Annotated in this window: 15 protein-coding genes and 1 pseudogene; 10 read left to right on the top strand and 6 right to left on the bottom strand. The window is 68.6% G+C overall.

Annotated features, from left to right (window positions below; all coding sequences use genetic code 11):
* The first annotated feature begins 74 nt into the window (after positions 1 to 74).
* Positions 75 to 2,264, top strand: coding sequence for a carboxy terminal-processing peptidase (locus tag LYSHEL_RS05180; RefSeq protein ID WP_213436369.1), 2,190 nt, complete (start codon positions 75 to 77; stop codon positions 2,262 to 2,264).
* 65 nt (positions 2,265 to 2,329) lie between these two features.
* Complete coding sequence (locus tag LYSHEL_RS05175; RefSeq protein WP_213436367.1) at positions 2,330 to 3,199, top strand: methylated-DNA--[protein]-cysteine S-methyltransferase; 870 nt, start codon at positions 2,330 to 2,332, stop codon at positions 3,197 to 3,199.
* A gap of 16 nt (positions 3,200 to 3,215) precedes the next feature.
* Here LYSHEL_RS05175 and LYSHEL_RS05170 read toward each other — a convergent pair whose 3' ends face one another.
* Complete coding sequence (locus LYSHEL_RS05170) at positions 3,216 to 3,710, bottom strand: Lrp/AsnC family transcriptional regulator (RefSeq protein ID WP_213436365.1); 495 nt, start codon at positions 3,708 to 3,710, stop codon at positions 3,216 to 3,218.
* An 87-nt stretch (positions 3,711 to 3,797) separates the two neighbouring features.
* Between LYSHEL_RS05170 and LYSHEL_RS05165 the strand changes: the two genes are divergently transcribed.
* The 4 genes and pseudogenes from LYSHEL_RS05165 (at position 3,798) to LYSHEL_RS05150 (ending at position 6,434) form a co-directional block, all read left to right on the top strand.
* Positions 3,798 to 4,289: a DinB family protein gene (locus tag LYSHEL_RS05165; RefSeq protein ID WP_213436363.1), complete on the top strand. Its 492-nt coding sequence runs from the start codon at positions 3,798 to 3,800 to the stop codon at positions 4,287 to 4,289.
* Positions 4,286 to 5,164, top strand: a pseudogene (gene yedA / locus LYSHEL_RS05160) (drug/metabolite exporter YedA); the annotation flags it as partial. The gene LYSHEL_RS05165 and the pseudogene yedA, both read left to right, overlap by 4 nt.
* Positions 5,165 to 5,229: 65 nt before the next feature.
* Positions 5,230 to 6,171, top strand: a complete 942-nt coding sequence (gene rarD / locus LYSHEL_RS05155; RefSeq protein WP_213436359.1) for an EamA family transporter RarD — start codon at positions 5,230 to 5,232, stop codon at positions 6,169 to 6,171.
* A gap of 11 nt (positions 6,172 to 6,182) precedes the next feature.
* Complete coding sequence (locus tag LYSHEL_RS05150) at positions 6,183 to 6,434, top strand: DUF1272 domain-containing protein (protein WP_213436357.1); 252 nt, start codon at positions 6,183 to 6,185, stop codon at positions 6,432 to 6,434.
* 3 nt (positions 6,435 to 6,437) lie between these two features.
* Here LYSHEL_RS05150 and LYSHEL_RS05145 read toward each other — a convergent pair whose 3' ends face one another.
* The 5 genes from LYSHEL_RS05145 to LYSHEL_RS05125 all read right to left on the bottom strand — a co-directional run bounded on the left by LYSHEL_RS05145 (position 6,438) and on the right by LYSHEL_RS05125 (position 11,973).
* Positions 6,438 to 7,364 carry a hypothetical protein gene (locus LYSHEL_RS05145; RefSeq protein WP_213436355.1) on the bottom strand — a complete coding sequence of 309 codons (927 nt, stop codon included), beginning with the start codon at positions 7,362 to 7,364 and terminating at the stop codon, positions 6,438 to 6,440.
* 100 nt (positions 7,365 to 7,464) lie between these two features.
* Positions 7,465 to 8,781, bottom strand: coding sequence for an ABC transporter permease (locus LYSHEL_RS05140; protein WP_213436353.1), 1,317 nt, complete (start codon positions 8,779 to 8,781; stop codon positions 7,465 to 7,467).
* Between the two features lie 10 nt (positions 8,782 to 8,791).
* Positions 8,792 to 9,955: an ABC transporter permease gene (locus tag LYSHEL_RS05135; RefSeq protein ID WP_213436351.1), complete on the bottom strand. Its 1,164-nt coding sequence runs from the start codon at positions 9,953 to 9,955 to the stop codon at positions 8,792 to 8,794.
* 19 nt (positions 9,956 to 9,974) lie between these two features.
* Positions 9,975 to 10,673 carry an ABC transporter ATP-binding protein gene (locus LYSHEL_RS05130; protein ID WP_213436349.1) on the bottom strand — a complete coding sequence of 233 codons (699 nt, stop codon included), beginning with the start codon at positions 10,671 to 10,673 and terminating at the stop codon, positions 9,975 to 9,977.
* Positions 10,674 to 10,716: 43 nt separating this feature from the next.
* Positions 10,717 to 11,973: an efflux RND transporter periplasmic adaptor subunit gene (locus LYSHEL_RS05125; protein ID WP_213436347.1), complete on the bottom strand. Its 1,257-nt coding sequence runs from the start codon at positions 11,971 to 11,973 to the stop codon at positions 10,717 to 10,719.
* 198 nt (positions 11,974 to 12,171) lie between these two features.
* Between LYSHEL_RS05125 and LYSHEL_RS05120 the strand changes: the two genes are divergently transcribed.
* The 4 genes from LYSHEL_RS05120 to LYSHEL_RS05105 are packed head-to-tail and all read left to right on the top strand — an operon-like array spanning position 12,172 to position 15,679.
* Positions 12,172 to 13,092, top strand: coding sequence for an ABC transporter ATP-binding protein (locus LYSHEL_RS05120; protein ID WP_213436344.1), 921 nt, complete (start codon positions 12,172 to 12,174; stop codon positions 13,090 to 13,092).
* Positions 13,092 to 13,892 carry an ABC transporter permease gene (locus LYSHEL_RS05115; RefSeq protein WP_213436342.1) on the top strand — a complete coding sequence of 267 codons (801 nt, stop codon included), beginning with the start codon at positions 13,092 to 13,094 and terminating at the stop codon, positions 13,890 to 13,892. Before LYSHEL_RS05120 ends, LYSHEL_RS05115 begins: the two co-directional genes overlap by 1 nt.
* A 24-nt stretch (positions 13,893 to 13,916) precedes the next feature.
* Entirely contained in the window at positions 13,917 to 15,080 is a 1,164-nt protein-coding gene (locus LYSHEL_RS05110; protein WP_213436340.1) for a sensor histidine kinase, read from the top strand.
* Positions 15,077 to 15,679, top strand: a complete 603-nt coding sequence (locus tag LYSHEL_RS05105) for a response regulator transcription factor (RefSeq protein WP_213436338.1) — start codon at positions 15,077 to 15,079, stop codon at positions 15,677 to 15,679. The genes LYSHEL_RS05110 and LYSHEL_RS05105 overlap by 4 nt, the downstream gene beginning before the upstream one ends.
* Positions 15,680 to 15,682: the final 3 nt, after the last annotated feature.

The following is a 15,682-nucleotide window of genomic DNA, read 5'->3' as shown; positions in this document are numbered from 1 at the left end:
GGTCCCGCACCGTCGTCGTCCCCATCTCCGCAATGCCCCTCATTCGGCCCGCCCCACCGGGCCCGGAAGCGCCCATGAAGCTCAGCTCCACCCTGCCTGTCCTGACCCTCGCCTTCGCACTCACGGCGCCGATCGCGCTGCTGGCGCGCGCCGACCACGACACCAGCGCTTTGCCGGCCGGTGCCACCGCGAGCCAGTCCACGACCGCCAAGGTCGTGTACGGCATCCTGTCCGACAGCCGCTACGCCTATCGCCCGCGCGCGCTGGACGATGCGTTGTCGCAGGAAATCTTCCGGCGCTACCTGGAATCGCTCGACCCGGGCAAGTTGTTCTACACCGCGCAGGACATCGCCAAGTTCCAGCCGTACACGACGAAGCTCGACGACGCCATCAAGGCGGGCGACCTGCAGGCGCCGTACGCCATGTTCGCCGTGTACAAGCAGCGCGTGACCGAACGCGTCGCCGCCGCGCGCGCGCAGCTGAAGACCGGCGATTTCAACTTCGCCGGCAACGATCGCTACGACTACGACCGCAAGGACGCGCCGTGGGCCGACGCGGCCGCGCTCGACACGATGTGGAAGCAGTCGGTGCGCAACGACTGGCTGCGCCTGAAGCTCGCCGGCAAGTCGCCGGACGAGATCCGCAAGACGCTCGACAAGCGTTACGCCAACATGCTGGGTTCGGTCACCGACCTCAACGGCGAGGATGTCTTCCAGACGTTCCTCAACGCGTACGCAGGCTCGATCGATCCGCACACCGATTACTTCGATCCGCGCACCGCGGAAAACTTCAACATGCAGATGTCGCTGTCGCTGGAAGGCATCGGCGCGGTGCTGCAGAAGCAGGACGAAGTCGTGGTGATCCGCGAGATCGTGCCCGGTGGTCCGGCCGCGCGAAGCGGCAAGCTCAAGCCGGGCGATCGCATCGTCGCGGTCGGGCAGGGCACGTCGGGCGAAATGAAGGACGTGGTGGGCTGGCGCATCGATGATGTCGTCGACCAGATCCGCGGCGCCAAGAACACCCCCGTGCGCCTCGACATGGTCCCCGCCGAATCGCCCGCCGACGCCAAGCCCACGCGCCTGGTGCTGGTGCGCGACAAGATCCGCCTGGAAGAACAGGCCGCCAAGGCGCAGACGATCACCGTGCCGGGCACCGGCGGTGCGGCGCCGCGCAAGATCGGCGTCATCAAACTGCCGGCGTTCTACCAGGACTTCGAAGGCCGTCGCCGCAACGCCACCGATTACGCGTCGGCCACGCGCGACGTCGGTCGCCTGCTCGCGCAGCTGAAGGTGCAGAAGGTCGATGGCGTCGTGCTCGACCTGCGCAACAACGGCGGTGGTTCGCTGACCGAAGCCGTCGAACTCACCGGCTTGTTCATCGACAAGGGCCCGGTCGTGCAGGTGCGCGAATCCGGCGGCCGCGTGCAGGTGGAAGACGACGAACAGTCCGGCGTTGCGTGGGACGGCCCGCTCGCGGTGCTGATCAACCGTGGTTCGGCCTCGGCGTCGGAAATCTTCGCCGGCGCGATCCAGGACTACGGCCGCGGCCTCGTCATCGGCGAGACCACCTTCGGCAAGGGCACCGTGCAGAACCTGATGGACCTGGACCGCTGGCCGGAGAAGGAAGGCAGCGATTTCGGCCAGATCAAGCTCACCATCGCCCAGTTCTTCCGCGTCAGTGGTGGCAGCACGCAGCACAAGGGCGTCGTCCCGGACATCCGGTTCCCGGTGACCGTCGACGCGAGCGAATTCGGCGAAAGCACCTACGACAACGCCTTGCCGTGGACGCGCATCGCCGCCGTGCAGCACACGCAGTACGGCAATTTCGCACCGCTGCTGCCGCGCCTGGATGCGATGCACGCCGCGCGCGTGGCGAAGGACAAGGAGTTCCAGTGGTGGTCGGAGGACGTCGCGCAGTTCCGCGAGGAGAACGCGAAGAAGTCCGTCTCGCTCAACGAAGCCGCCCGCCGTACCGAGCGCGATACGTTCGAAGCCAAGCGCAAGTCGCGCCAGGCCGAGCGCAAGGCGCTGGGGCTGCCGCTGGATCCGTTCGCCGCCGATCCCAGCGACGACGGCCTCCAGGCCAGCGAGCGCAACATCGCCGAAGACGCCAAGCGCGAGAAGCTGGAAGAGAAGCGTCCGGATCCGCTGCTGCGCGAATCCGCCGCGATCCTCGCCGATGCCCTCACCCTGCTCAACGGCGATCGCAAGCTGTCGCAGCAGGTGCTGCCGGCGGCGCGCGAACAGGGCCACTGGTCGGAGTAACCCGACACGGCCCCGGGCAAGAATCGGATAGCGGGCGCCCAAGGGCGCCCGTTATCGTTTCCGACATGGACAAGCACATCGCCAACGACGCCGCCCCCACCGCCGCTTCCGCCACCACCGAGATCGCGGTGAAGCTGGAGCACGTGCGCCACCTGCTCGACGACGGCGAGCATTCGCTCGAGTCCCTCGCCGAAGCAGTGGGCCTGAGCGCCTCGCACCTGCAGCGCACGTTCACCGCGCGCTTCGGCATCAGCCCCGCGCAATACCTGGCACAGCGCAAGCTCGGCACGCTCAAGGCCGCGTTGCGCGGCGGCGACGACGTCAGCGGTGCCCTGTACGACGCGGGCTACGGTTCGCCGTCGCGCGTGTACGAAGGCGGGGCCGCGCGCCTCGGCATGACGCCGGCCCGCTATCGCGCGGGCGGCGCGGGCGAACGCATCCGCTGGAGCCTCGTCGACACGGCGCTCGGCCAGGCGCTGGTCGCCACCACCGAGCGCGGCATCTGCATGGTGGAACTCGGCGCGGACGGCACGGCGCTGGAAGCGACGTTGCAGGCGGAATTCCCGCGCGCGCAGCTGGAGCGCGTGGACGCGGGCCGCGACGAATTCCTCGCACCGCGCGTGCGCGCCGTGGCCGAAGTGCTGGCGGGCAAGCGCGCCAACGTCGATGTCGACCTGCTCGGCACCGCGTTCCAGAAGAAAGTGTGGGATGCGCTGATGAAGATCCCGCGCGGCGAAACCCGCAGCTACGCCGCGCTCGCCGACGCGCTGGGCCAGCCGCGCGGCGCGCGTGCGATCGCGCGCGCCTGCGCCACCAACCGCATCGCCATCGTCGTGCCGTGCCATCGCGTGGTGCGCGGCGACGGCTCCCTCGGCGGGTATCGCTGGGGCTTGCCGCTCAAGCAGGCGCTGCTGCAGCGCGAGCGTGCTGCGTAGCGACTGCGCGGTACGGTCACTTCTTGCGGCGTGCCGCGGGCGGGCGGGTCGGCAGGTGCAATCCCAGCTTGATCGGTTCGAACACCATGCGCGTCTCGTAGCGCTTCAGCGTTTCGTCGCTGCCGAACAGCCGCTCCGCCACTTCGCGCGTGTGCGGCAAGCCGGTGGTGGCCAGGATCACCAGGTAATCCCACTCGCCCGCCAGCACGTAGCACTGCTGCACTTCCGGCGCGCTGCGCATGCGCGCGTAGAAGGCGGCATGGTGCCGCGCGGATTCGCGTTCCAGCGCCACCAGCACCGCCGCCAGCGTCACGTTGCCGAGCATCGCGGGATTCAGCACGGCCACCTGCCGCATCAATCCGGATTCGCGATACCGCTTGATGCGCCGCTGCACCGCGCTGGCGGACAGGCCCACCGCGTCGCCGAGCGCGGACAGCGTGGCGTCAGCGTCGCGTTGCAGCAGTTCCAGCAGCCGGTGGTCGAACTCGTCGAGGGCGAGGGGGGCAGACATGGCGCCTCCTTGGCGTGTGCAAGATTCTTGCGCCAATGCGCACGAATTTTCAAACGCAATGCTGGACGTCTCGCTAGGCTGTCGCCCATGCAGGACCCCACCCTCGCGGCCCTCGTGCGCTTCCCGCAGGAATTGCGCGCGCACTACGCCGTCATCCCCGAATCCCGCGCCGATTTCGTCCCGGCGTCCTGGGAAGGCTGCCCGAGCGAACGCTTCGGCCCGCTCGCGCAGCTGTGGCACGTGCACGACATCGAGCGCGAGGGTTACCACGTGCGCTTCCGTCGCACGTTGCAGGAAGCCACGCCGCTGCTCGCCGACATCGACAGCTACGCGCTCGCCGATGCGCGTGGCCAACGCGGCACGGCGGCGCAGGCGCTGGCCGACTTCGCCCAGGCGCGCGCGGAAACGATCGCGCTGCTCACCGCCTTGTCGCCCGCCGACTTCGCGCGCCCCGCGCACTTCGACGGCTACGGCCCCACCACGCTGCGCGGATTGATGCACTTCCTGTGCAGCCACGACCAGCAACACCTCGCGGGCCTGCAATGGCTCGCCGGCCAGATCGAGAGCCCGACCCGATGAGCGCGTCCCCCATCAAGCCCGCGTCCGCCCTCGCCATCGGCCTCGCGCTCGCCGCGGTGTACGTGTTGTGGGGATCGACGTACCTCGCCATCCGCTTCGCGCTGCAGGGCTATCCCCCGTTCCTGCTCGCCGCGATCCGCATGGCGCTGGCCGGTTCGCTGATGTACGCCGTGCTGCGCTTCCGCGGCACGCCGCCGCCGACGCGCAAGCAATGGATCGTGCTCGCGAAGCTCTCGATCTTCATGGTCGTGCTGTCCAACGCGATGGTGAACCTGGCGGAGACGCAGGTCGGCTCCGGCCTCGCCGCGATCGCGGTCGCGTCGATGCCGTTGTTCGCCGGCGTGTTCGCGATGCTGCGCGGCCGCCATCCCACGCGCATGGAATGGGCGGGGCTGGTGATCGGTTTCCTCGGCGTGATCTGGCTCGGCATCGGCGGAGAACTCTCCGGTTCGCCGCTCGGCCTGGTCTGCCTGATCATCGCGCCGCTCGCCTGGGCGTGGGGTTCGATCTGGAGCCGCGACCAGGACCTGCCGGAACCCTTCATGGCCGCCGCGGGCCAGATGCTCGCCGGCACCTTGTGGCTCGTGCTCGCCGCGCTGCTGCACGGCGAACGCATCACCACGATGCCGAGTGCGAGCGCGACCGCCGCGATGCTGTACCTCGTCGTCGCCGGTTCGATCTTCGGCTTCACCGCCTACATCTGGCTGCTGCACCACGTGCGGCCCGCGCTCGCCACCAGCTATGCGTACGTCAACCCGCCGCTCGCGGTGCTGATCGGCGCGCTGATCGGCGGCGAAGTGTTCACCCAGCACGACCTCGGCGCGATGGCGGTGATCCTGGTCGGCGTGGTGTTGATCACGCTGGCGAAGGCGCGCAGCGCGACGCCCGCGAAACCCGCGCGCGAGACCAACGTCGACGCCCCCGCCGAAGAGCCCGTCGCATGACCAACCCCGGCCTCGACCGCCGCGGCCTGCTGATCGCCGTCGGTTCCTTCCTGCTGTGGGGCGTGATGCCGCTGTGGTGGCACATGCTGAAGGACGTGCCGTCGCTGCAGATCGTGCTGCACCGGATTGCGTGGAGCGCGGTGATCGTCGGCGCCTACCTCACCTGGACGCAGGGCCGCGGCTGGCTGCGCGCCGCGCTCGCGAAACCGCGCGTGTGGTGGATGCTCGGGCTGAGCGGCCTGCTGATCGGGTTCAACTGGGGCCTGTACATCTGGGCCGTCAACGCGGGGCACGTCGTCGAATCGAGCCTCGGGTACTTCATCAATCCGCTGCTCAACGTGTTGCTGGGCGTCGTGCTGCTGCGCGAGCGCCTCGGCCGTGCGCAGTGGGTGTCGGTCGCGATCGCCACCGTCGGTGTTGCGTGGCTGACGTTGCGCTTCGGCCAGTTGCCGTGGATCGCGCTCGCGCTCGCCGCGTCGTTCGCGCTGTATGGCCTGATCCGCAAGCTCGCGTCGGTCGAATCGATCCCGGGCCTCGGCGTCGAAGGCGCGTACCTGCTGCTGCCGGCCATCGTGTTGCTCGGCTGGAGCCAATGGCACGGGCAGGGCGGCTTCTTCGTGGCGCAATCCGCCGGCGGTTACGGCGCGTGGACCAGCGTGCTGCTGATCGTCAGCGGTGCGCTTACCGCGCTGCCGCTGGTGGGCTTCGCGTACGCCGTGCGGCGCGTGCCGTTGTCGGTCGTCGGCCTGCTGCAGTACGTCGCGCCGACGATGCAGTTCCTGATCGGCGTGTTCGTCTTCCACGAAGCCTTCGACCGCGACCGCGCGATCGGGTTCGCCTTCATCTGGATCGCGCTGGCGATCTTCGCCATCGATGGCGTGCTGCGCTCGCGCCGCACCAGCGCGCCCACCATTGCGGCGGCGCCCGCCACCCGCTAAGGATTCCGCGAATGCTGCAGATGCGCCCGAACTGCGAATGCTGCGACAAGGACCTGCCGCCCGACGCGCACGACGCGCTGATCTGTTCGTTCGAATGCACGTTCTGCGCCGACTGCGCCACCGGCGTGCTCAAGGGCCGGTGCCCGAACTGCGGCGGGACGTTCGCGCCGCGGCCCAGGCGCGCGGCGCATCTGCTGGTGAAGTATCCGGCGTCGACGGAGCGGGTGCGCAAGCCGGATGGATGCGCGGCGGCAAGCGCCTGATGATCAGTGCGTGACCTTGATCACCAGCGCCACGAGCACCAGCGCGAACACGAATGCATTCCATAGCCAGGTCTTGCGTTGCGTTCGCTTCGCATGGACGGCGGCTTCTTCCAGTGCGGCATCGCCCTCGCGCTCCAGCACGGCGACGCGCGCCATCGCATCGCGCACCTGCGCAGGATCGCTCGAGCGCAGGGCCTGCTCGATGTCGGCCTGGCGCTGTGCGAATTCCAGCATCACATCGACCTGCCGGTCATCCATGCCCGCGCGCCATAGCATGGCCAGCGGCGGCTGCACCTGTTCGCGGAAATGCAGCACCGCGGCGTGGATGACCGCGGGCGCCTTGTCGAGCGAGTCCATCGAGAGATTGAATTCGCCGTAGCGGGGCTGCTGCGTGCGCCAGCGGCGTTTCAGCAGGCGCACGCGCCAGGGCGCGCCGTCCAGGTAGCGTGCCGGCTTGCGCAGCAGCAGTTCCAGCTGGTTGAGCTCGCCGTTCTTCACTTGGCGCACGGTCCACGCGATCGCCAGGATCTCCGTCCACGGAATGCGGCCCAGGTTGACGCAATACAGCCCGCGCGCGTCCATCGACAACATCGGTTCGTTGCGCACGATGCGCGGGATGCTCGCGAGCATCCACGCCAGCAGCGCGATGCCCGTCGACATGACGACGACGGCGCCGATCCATGTCCCGGTGCGCGTCATCACGTACGCGCCCCATCCCAGCATGACGAGCGCAATGCCGAGCACCAGCAGCGCCACGACGTTGACCCAGCGACGGCTGCGCGCCTCGAAACGCTGCGCATTCGCCAGCGCGGCGATCGATGCCGCGTTCCGGATTGCGGCGCTTGCCTTCGCCCTGCGCTGCAAGCGGAAAATCGCGAACACCGCGCCCAGCGCGCACACAACGACCAGCACCCCGCCCCAATCCTGCATTCGTCAACGCTCCCCGATCCCGTCGCGGATCGTACCGGCAATCCGCACCGCAAAAGAAAACGGGCGGCCGAGGCCGCCCGCTCTTCGACACGGTTTGCGATCAACCGGCGCGCAAGGCCTCCGTCACCGGGAGTCGCGCCGCCCGCAACGCCGGGAACAACCCACCGACCAACCCGATGCCCAGCGCCCACTTCAGTCCCGTCCACAGCAACTGCGGCGAGACGCGGAACTGGAACACCACCTGGCTGAAGTTGTTGCCCAGCGTCGACACGGTGTGGCCGTTGAACACGACCCACGCGATCAGCGCGCCGATGATGCCGCCGACCAGCGCGAGCAGCATCGTTTCCAGCATCACCGCGGTGACGACCGGCACGCCGCGGAAGCCCAGCGCACGCATCGTCGCGATTTCGCGCGAGCGACCCGCGACGGCGGCGTACATCGAGTTGAGCGCACCGAAGATCGCGCCCACCGCCATGATCGAACCGATCACGATGCCGAGGACGGAGAGGAACTTCGTCAGGCCTTCCGACTGCTTGGCGTAGTAATCGTGCGTGGTCATCGCGTCGAGCTTCAGGCGCGGATCCGCGGCGAGGCCGGCGGACAACTGCTTGAAGCCGTTCTTGCCATCCAGCTTCACGGTCACTGACTGGAAGGCCTGGCGCTGGTACGCGGGGCCGAGCACGTCGACGTCCGCCCACAGTTCCGACTCGTTCGAATCGCCCGACTCGAACGCGCCCACCACCGTCCACACCTGGTTGGCCAGCTTGACCTGCTTGCCGACGTCGAGGTTGGCGAACTGCTTCTGCGCACCGCGACCGACCACCATCTCGCGCAGGCCCGGGCCGAACTTGCGGCCTTCCACGATCTTCAGCTTCGGACGCAACGCCCATGCCGCAGGACCCACGCCGCGGAACTGCACGTTGGTGTCGGTGCCGTCGGCCTTGCTCTGCAGGTTGACCACCTGCGAGAGCTCCGGCGACGAAACCGGCTGACCGTCGGCGCCGCGCGCGATGCCCGGCAGGCCGGAAATCAGCGGCACCTGGTCGCGCGTGATCACCGAGTTGGTCTCGGCTTGCGAACCGCCGCGCAGGATGATCGCGGTGTCGGTGCCGCCGGTGTTGGACAGCGTGGCCTTGAAGCCTTCGCCCATCGCGAGCATCGCCACCAGCACGCCGACCACGCCGGCGATGCCGATCACGATCACCGACGACGCACCCCAGCGTTGCGGCAAGCCCGCGATGCCGATGCGCGTGGCGGCGAGTGCGATCGCACCGCTACGCGTGAAGGCGAGCCACGCGGCGACCGCGACCGCGATCGCGAGCACGCCGAACCACGGCAGCATCGACCACACGACGAGCGCGGCGACCAGGGCCACGATCGTGAGCAGGCCGGAGAAGAAACGTTTCGACTTCGACATAGGAGTCTCCTCAGCGGCCCGCGAGGGCATCGACGATGTTCAGGCGCATCGCACGCAATGCGGGCAGCAGGCCGGCGAGCACGCCGAAGGCCAGCATCAGCAACAGGCCGGTGACCCAGCTTTCCGGCGGCAGGCTCGACGGCAACTGGATGAAGCCGCCGCTGCCCTTCGTCGTGGCGATCATCGCCAGCGGCGCGAGCGCCAGGCCCAGCACCGCACCGATCGCCACCAGCAACACCGACTCGCCGAGCACCAGCATCAGCACGCTCCGATTGCTGAAACCGATGGTCTTGAGCACCGCCAGTTCCGGAATGCGTTCGCGCACCGCCTGCGCCATCGTGTTGCCGGTCAGCAGCAACAGGGTGAAGAACACCGCACCCATGATCGCGGTGACGATCAACCCGATGTCGCCGATCTGCTTGATGAAGGCTTGGTTGAACGCCTGTTCGGTCTGTGTCTTGGTCTCGTGGTCGGAGTTGGCCGACAACGCATCGACGGCCTTGGACACGCGGTCTGCGTGGCTGGCGTCGTCGAGCTGCAGGATGTACCAGCCCACGCGGCCCTTGACGTAGTCGTTGGCCTCGTCGAAGTAGTTCCAGTGGAAGAGCAGCACGCTTTCCTGGCCGGCCTTCTGCTTCTCGTCCTTGACCTTGAAGATGCCGTCGAGCTTGAACGACCAGTCGTTACTGCCCTTGGTCGGGAAGATCGTGGCCTGCAACGGGATCACGTCGCCGACTTTCCAGCCGTGCCGCTTCGCCAGCGTCTCGCCGACGATCGCGCCGGTGCGATCGGCTTCCCACGCCTTGCGCTGGTCGGCCGGCAGGATGAATTCCGGATACACGTCGAGGTAACCGGGGCCGACGGAGAAGTTGGGGAAGAAGTTCTTCGGATCCTTGTAGATGCCGCCGAACCACGCGGCGTACGAGGACTTCTTCACGCCCGGGATCGCGCGGATCTGCGGGTCGAGCGAGTACGGCAGCATCTGCGTCAGCGACAGGCGCGACGAGGCGATCATGCGATTGGCGCCGGTGACGCTGCCGCCGGAATTGAAGGCGACGCGCACCGAGTCGAGCATGCCGAACAGGAAGAAGGCGGTCATCACCGAGAACAGCGTGAGGAAGGTCCGCGTCCTGCTGCGGAACAGCGCCGCCCAGATCAAGTGGAAATATTTCATCGCGGGCTCCGGGCCTGGCTCAGGCGTAGTCGGCGTGCGCGGCCTGCTCGACCAGGTTGCCCTTGTCGAGGTGCAGCGTATGCGTGGCGTATTCGGCGGCCTTCGGATCGTGCGTGACCATCACGATCGTCTTGCCGTGCTCGCGGTTGAGCATCTGCAGCAGGCCCAGGATGTCTTCGGCGGACGCGCGGTCCAGGTCGCCCGTGGGTTCGTCGCAGATCAGCAGCGTGGGGTCGGAGACGATCGCGCGCGCGATCGCCACGCGCTGCTGCTGGCCGCCGGAGAGTTCGGACGGGCGATGGCCGCCGCGATCCTTCAGGCCCACCAGTTCCAGCGCGATCTCCGCGTTGCGCTTGCGCTGCGCCGACGACAGGCGCGTGAGCAGCAGCGGCAGCTCGACGTTCTTCTGCGCGGTGAGCGTGGGCATCAGGTTGTAGAACTGGAACACGAAGCCGACGTGGTTGCTGCGCCACTGCGACAACTGGCCCGAGGTGAGCGTGTCGATGCGCTGGTTGTCGACGGAGATCTCGCCGCCGGAAGGCGAGTCGAGGCCGCCGATCAAATTCAGCAGCGTGGTCTTGCCCGAACCCGACGGCCCCATCAATGCGACGAAGTCGCCCTGGGCGATGTCCAGGTCGAGGCCGTGCAGGACGTCGACGGTCTCGGGGCCGCGACGGTAGGTCTTGTGCAGGTTGCGGATGCTGACGAGGGTGGACATGCCTGGCTCCGGGGGTGCGGGGGTTCGGGAAGGGTGGAATGCGTTACTGCGATTCGGCTTCGGCGGCCTTCGGCTTGACGCGCGCGCCGTCGGCCAGCGATTCGGGCGGGGACACCACGACGGTGTCGCCGCCGCTCAGGCCTTCGGTGACTTCGCGATCGTCGCCGAGCGTGCGGCCGACCTTCACCGCGCGCAGCTGCGCCTTCTCGCCATCGACCACGAACGCCACGTCCTTGCCGTCGCGCTGCACGATCGCGCCTGCCGGCGCGAGCACGCCGGGGTTGGTCTTCTGCGCGGTGGCCGGGCGTGCCGCTTCCAGGAAGCTCACGCGCACGCCCATGTCCGGCACGATGCGCGGGTCGCGCACGTTCATGCCCACGCGCACTTTCACCGTCGCCTTGCCGCGGTCGGCGGCGGGGATGATCGCGATGACTTCGCCGGGGATCTTCCAGTCGGGATACGCGTTGAGCGTGGACTCGACCGGCATCTTCGGCTTCACGCGGCCGATGAAGGCTTCGCCGACTTCCACTTCGACTTCCAGCGAATCCATGTCGACCACGGTGCCGATGCCCGTGCGCGTGAAGCCGCCACCGGCCGACAGCGGCGAGACCATCTCGCCCGGCTGCGCGGCCTTGGCGATCACCACGCCGGCGAACGGCGCGCGCACCACGGTGTTGTCGATGTTCTGGTCGGCGATGCGCAGCTGGTTGCCGGCGACCGCGGCCTGGCGTTGCGTGGTGTTGCGCTGCGCGCGCAACGAATCGCGTTCGGCGACGGCCTGGTCGTAGGCGGCGCGCGAGACGAGCTGCTGCTTGATCAAGCCATTCAGGCGCACGACGTTCGCTTCGGCTTCGCGCAGCTGCGCATCGATGCTGCCGACCTGGCTTTGCGCCATCGCCACTTGCGACGCCGCGAGCGCGCGTTGCGCATCGGCGTCGATCGGATCGAGCGTGGCCATCACCTGGCCGGCTTCGACGTGCTGGCCTTCTTCGATCAGCACTTCGCGCACCTTGCCGGTGATCTTCGCCGACACGGTGGCCATGCGGCGCGCGACGACATAGCCGGTGGCATCGAGCACCGCCGTGGCATTGCCGCCGCCGCTGCCGCCGATCGCGGTGACCTGCGCGGTCTCCACTTCGGTCGCGCCGCCGTGGCCCATCGCGGCCCACGCGCCCACGATCGCCGCGATCGCGCCGCCGAACACGGCCAGCAACGCCCAGCGCTTGCGCGACGGCGGCGCAGGCGGCGGTGCGCTTCGGTCGATGCGCAGTTCCTTGAGGAGGTCGGCGGATGCGGGCATTGCAGGGAGCCTTGACGTGGGGAAGGGGCTTAGTGTGACCGTGGCCGGTGACACGCGCCATTGACGGGATCGCAGGCTACGGCCGGCCACCCCTCGCGTCACCTGACGTCTGTCACCTGCTTGGCGTGTGACACGCGACTGCCGCCATTGGCCCCGTGGCGGGACGATGCTTCCACCATCCAATACCGGAGCATCGCGATGCGCACCGCCGACGCCGTCCTGGCGCGCCTGCACCACGCCAGCAAGTCCTACGGGAAGATCAAGGCCCTCGACGGCGTGGACCTCGCGCTGCGCGGCGGCGAACTGCTGGCGCTGCTCGGGCCCAACGGCGCGGGCAAGACGACCGCGATCGGCCTGCTGCTCGGGCTGCTGCGCGCCGATGCGGGCACGGTCGAACTGTTCGGCCGCGATCCGCAGGACATCGCCGCGCGCCGCAACATCGGCGTGATGCTGCAGGACGCGCAGTTGCCGGCGACGTTGCGCGTCGGCGAGCTGATTCGCCTCACCGCCAGCTATTACCCGTCGCCGCGCACCGTGCAGGAAAGCGCGGACCTGGCCGGCGTGGCCGACCTGCTCAAGCGTCCGTACGGCAAGTTGTCCGGCGGCCAGCAGCGGCGCGTGCAGTTCGCGCTCGCGCTGTGCGGCCGGCCGAAGCTGCTGTTCCTCGACGAACCCACCGTCGGCATGGACATCCAGGCGCGCCAGACCTTGTGGGCCGCCATCCGCCACCTCGTCGCCGAAGGCAACGGCGTGGTGCTCACCACGCATTACCTCGAGGAAGCCGAAGCGCTGGCCGACCGCGTGTGCGTGATGGCGCGCGGCCGCATCATCAGCGAAGGCAGCGTCGATGCGTTGCGTGCGCGCGTGTCGATGAAGCGCGTGCGGTGCAACACGACGCTGTCGCCGACCGACGTGGCCGATTGGCCGGGCGTCGTCGAAGCCACGCTGGAAGGCGATCGCCTGTGCATCGCCACCGAACACGCCGAGGCCGTGGTGCGCCGCCTGCTGGCGCTCGACGACACGCTGTCCGCGCTCGAAGTGCGCGCCGCCGGCCTGGCCGAGGCCTTCACCGAACTCACCCGCGACGACGCCGTCGCCTCCCTGCGCGAGGCCGCCTGATGAACACCGTGCCCGACCTGTCGATCCTGTCCGAACGCCCCGCCGCCAGCGCCATGCCGCGTGCGCGCGTGATCGGCGCCTACCTGCAGGAAATGCGCAGCGAATGCCTGCGCTACCTCCGCAACCCGGGCTTCGTGCTGCCGACGCTGATGTTCCCGACGATCTTCTATTTGATGTTCGGCGTGTTCCTGGCGCGTTCCAATTCCGCCGAGGCCGCGCGTTATCTCCTCGCCGCGTATTCGACGTTCGGCGTGATGGCGCCGGGTTTGTTCGGCTTCGGCGTGTCGCTGGCGGCCGAACGCGAGAACGGCCTGCTCACGTTGAAGCGCGCGTTGCCGATGCCGCCGGCCGCGTACCTGGTCGGCAAGATGTCGATGGCGGTGGTGATGGCCGCCGTGGTCGTGACGTTGCTGGTGCTGATCGCCACGTTCGTCGCGCACCTGCCGCTCACCGCCACGCAGATCGCGCACCTGTACCTGGTGCAGCTGCCCGGCGTGCTGCCGTTCTGCGCGCTGGGCCTGTTGCTCGGCACGCTGGTGAAAGGCCAGGGCGCCCCCGCGATCATCAACCTGGTGTACCTGCCGATGGCGTTCCTGTCGGGCCTGTGGTTCCCGCTGTCGGGGCTGCCGCATGCGGTGCAGGCGTTCGCGCCGGTGCTCCCCGCGTTCCACCTCAACCTGCTCGCGCTGGATGCGGTGGACCTGGCGCAGGTGAACCCGCTGCCGCACGCCTTGCTCCTCGCGGCGTTCACCGTGGGCCTGCTGGCGCTGGCGGCGCGTCGCCTGCGTCGCAACGGTTGAAGGCTTCGCGCTAGCATCCTGCGCATGCACGCTGCCTCGTCCCCGTTCCCACCTGCCGTCGCGCGCCTGCTGGCGCGCTTCGGTTTTGCGCCGGCGCCCGATTCCGCGGTGGCCGACTGCATCCGCCGCGGCGTGTCGCCGTGGTCCGAAGGCGTGCACCTGCTGTGGTCGATGTGGGTGTTCATCACGCCGTTGTTCGGCGGGCAGTACTCGTGGAAGTGGGCGCTGTTCACGGGGCTGTCGTACCCGGTGTTCCTCGCGCTGTACGCGAAGGTGATGCTGTCGTCCCGGCGCATCGCCTATCGCTACGCGCTCGGCATGGCGGCGCTGTGCCTGGTGCTGATGCCCTGGTATCCCTCGGGCATCAGCTACTTCGTGTTCGGGTGCGTGATGCTGCGCACCAGCAAGCGCATTTCGCTGGTGCGTTACCTGGTGCAGATCGCCGGCTTGAACGCCGCCTTCCTCATCGTCGCCGTGGCCGTCGGCTATCCGTGGCAGGCGATGGTGTGGGTGCCGGTGATGACGCTGATCATCGGCGTGATCGTCAACGTCGAACGCACCAACAACGAGAAGGACGACGCGCTCAAGTTGTCGCACGACGAAGTGCGGCGCCTGGCCGCGACGGCGGAACGCGAACGCATCGGCCGCGACCTGCACGACCTGCTCGGCCACACGCTGTCGCTGATCACGCTGAAGCTGGAGCTGGCGCGCAAGTTGTCCGATCGCGACCCCGGCGCCTCGAAGCGCGAACTGGAGGAAGCCGAGCGCGTGGCGCGCCACGCCCTGGCCGAAGTGCGCAGCGCGGTCACCGGCATCCGCAACGCAGACCTGGCCGCGGAACTCGCCTCCGCGCGATTGATGCTCGAGTCCTCGCAGGTGCACCTGGAATACGGTGCGCCGCCGCAGGGCCTGTCGCCGGAAGTCGAGCGCGGCCTCGCGCTGATCCTGCGCGAAGCCACGACCAACATCGCGCGCCACGCCAACGCGGGCCGCGCGCACATCGGCTTCGAGCAGGACGCGCGCAGCGTGCAGCTATGCGTGGAAGACGACGGCCGCGGCGGCGTCGCCACCGATGGCAACGGGCTGGCCGGCATGCGCGATCGCGTCCGCGCGCTCGGCGGCACGCTCAGCATCGATTCGCCGCGCGGCGGCGGCACGCGCCTGCTCGTGCGCGTGGCGCTCGCATGATCCGCATCCTGCTCGCCGAGGACCAGGCGCTGGTGCGGGGCGCATTGTCCGCGTTGCTGGGACTGGAATCGGACATCGAAGTGCTGGGCGCGGCGGCGGATGGCGAAGCCGCGTGGCGCGACCTGCAGCGGTTGAAGCCGGACGTGCTGGTGACGGATATCGAGATGCCCGGCTTGTCCGGCCTCGAACTCGCGCAGCGCATCCAGCGGCAGGGCTTGCCGATCAAGGTCGTCATCGTCACGACGTTCGGGCGCGCGGGCTTTCTGCGTCGTGCGCTGGACGCGGGAGTGTCGGGTTACCTGCTGAAAGACGCACCGGCGGAAGATCTCGCCGAAGCTTTGCGCAAGGTGCATCGCGGCGGACGCGCGATCGATCCGCAGCTCGCGGTGGATGCATGGTCGGAAGCCGATCCGCTCAACGATCGCGAGCGGCAGACGCTGCGCCTGGCGGGCGAAGGTTTGTCCGCATCGGAGATCGCGACGCGGTTGAACCTGTCGAGCGGCACCGTGCGCAATTACCTGTCGGAGGCGATCGGGAAGCTTGGCGTTGGCAACCGCATCGAGGCGTATCGCCTTGCGCGGCAGAAGGGCTGGTTGTAACGC

The sequence above is a fragment of the Lysobacter helvus genome (genome assembly GCF_018406645.1).
In the GTDB taxonomy this organism is placed as follows: Bacteria; Pseudomonadota; Gammaproteobacteria; order Xanthomonadales; family Xanthomonadaceae; genus Noviluteimonas; species Noviluteimonas caseinilytica.
Note: the sequence above shows the minus strand (reverse complement) of the source record. Positions and strands in the feature narration are given on the sequence as shown.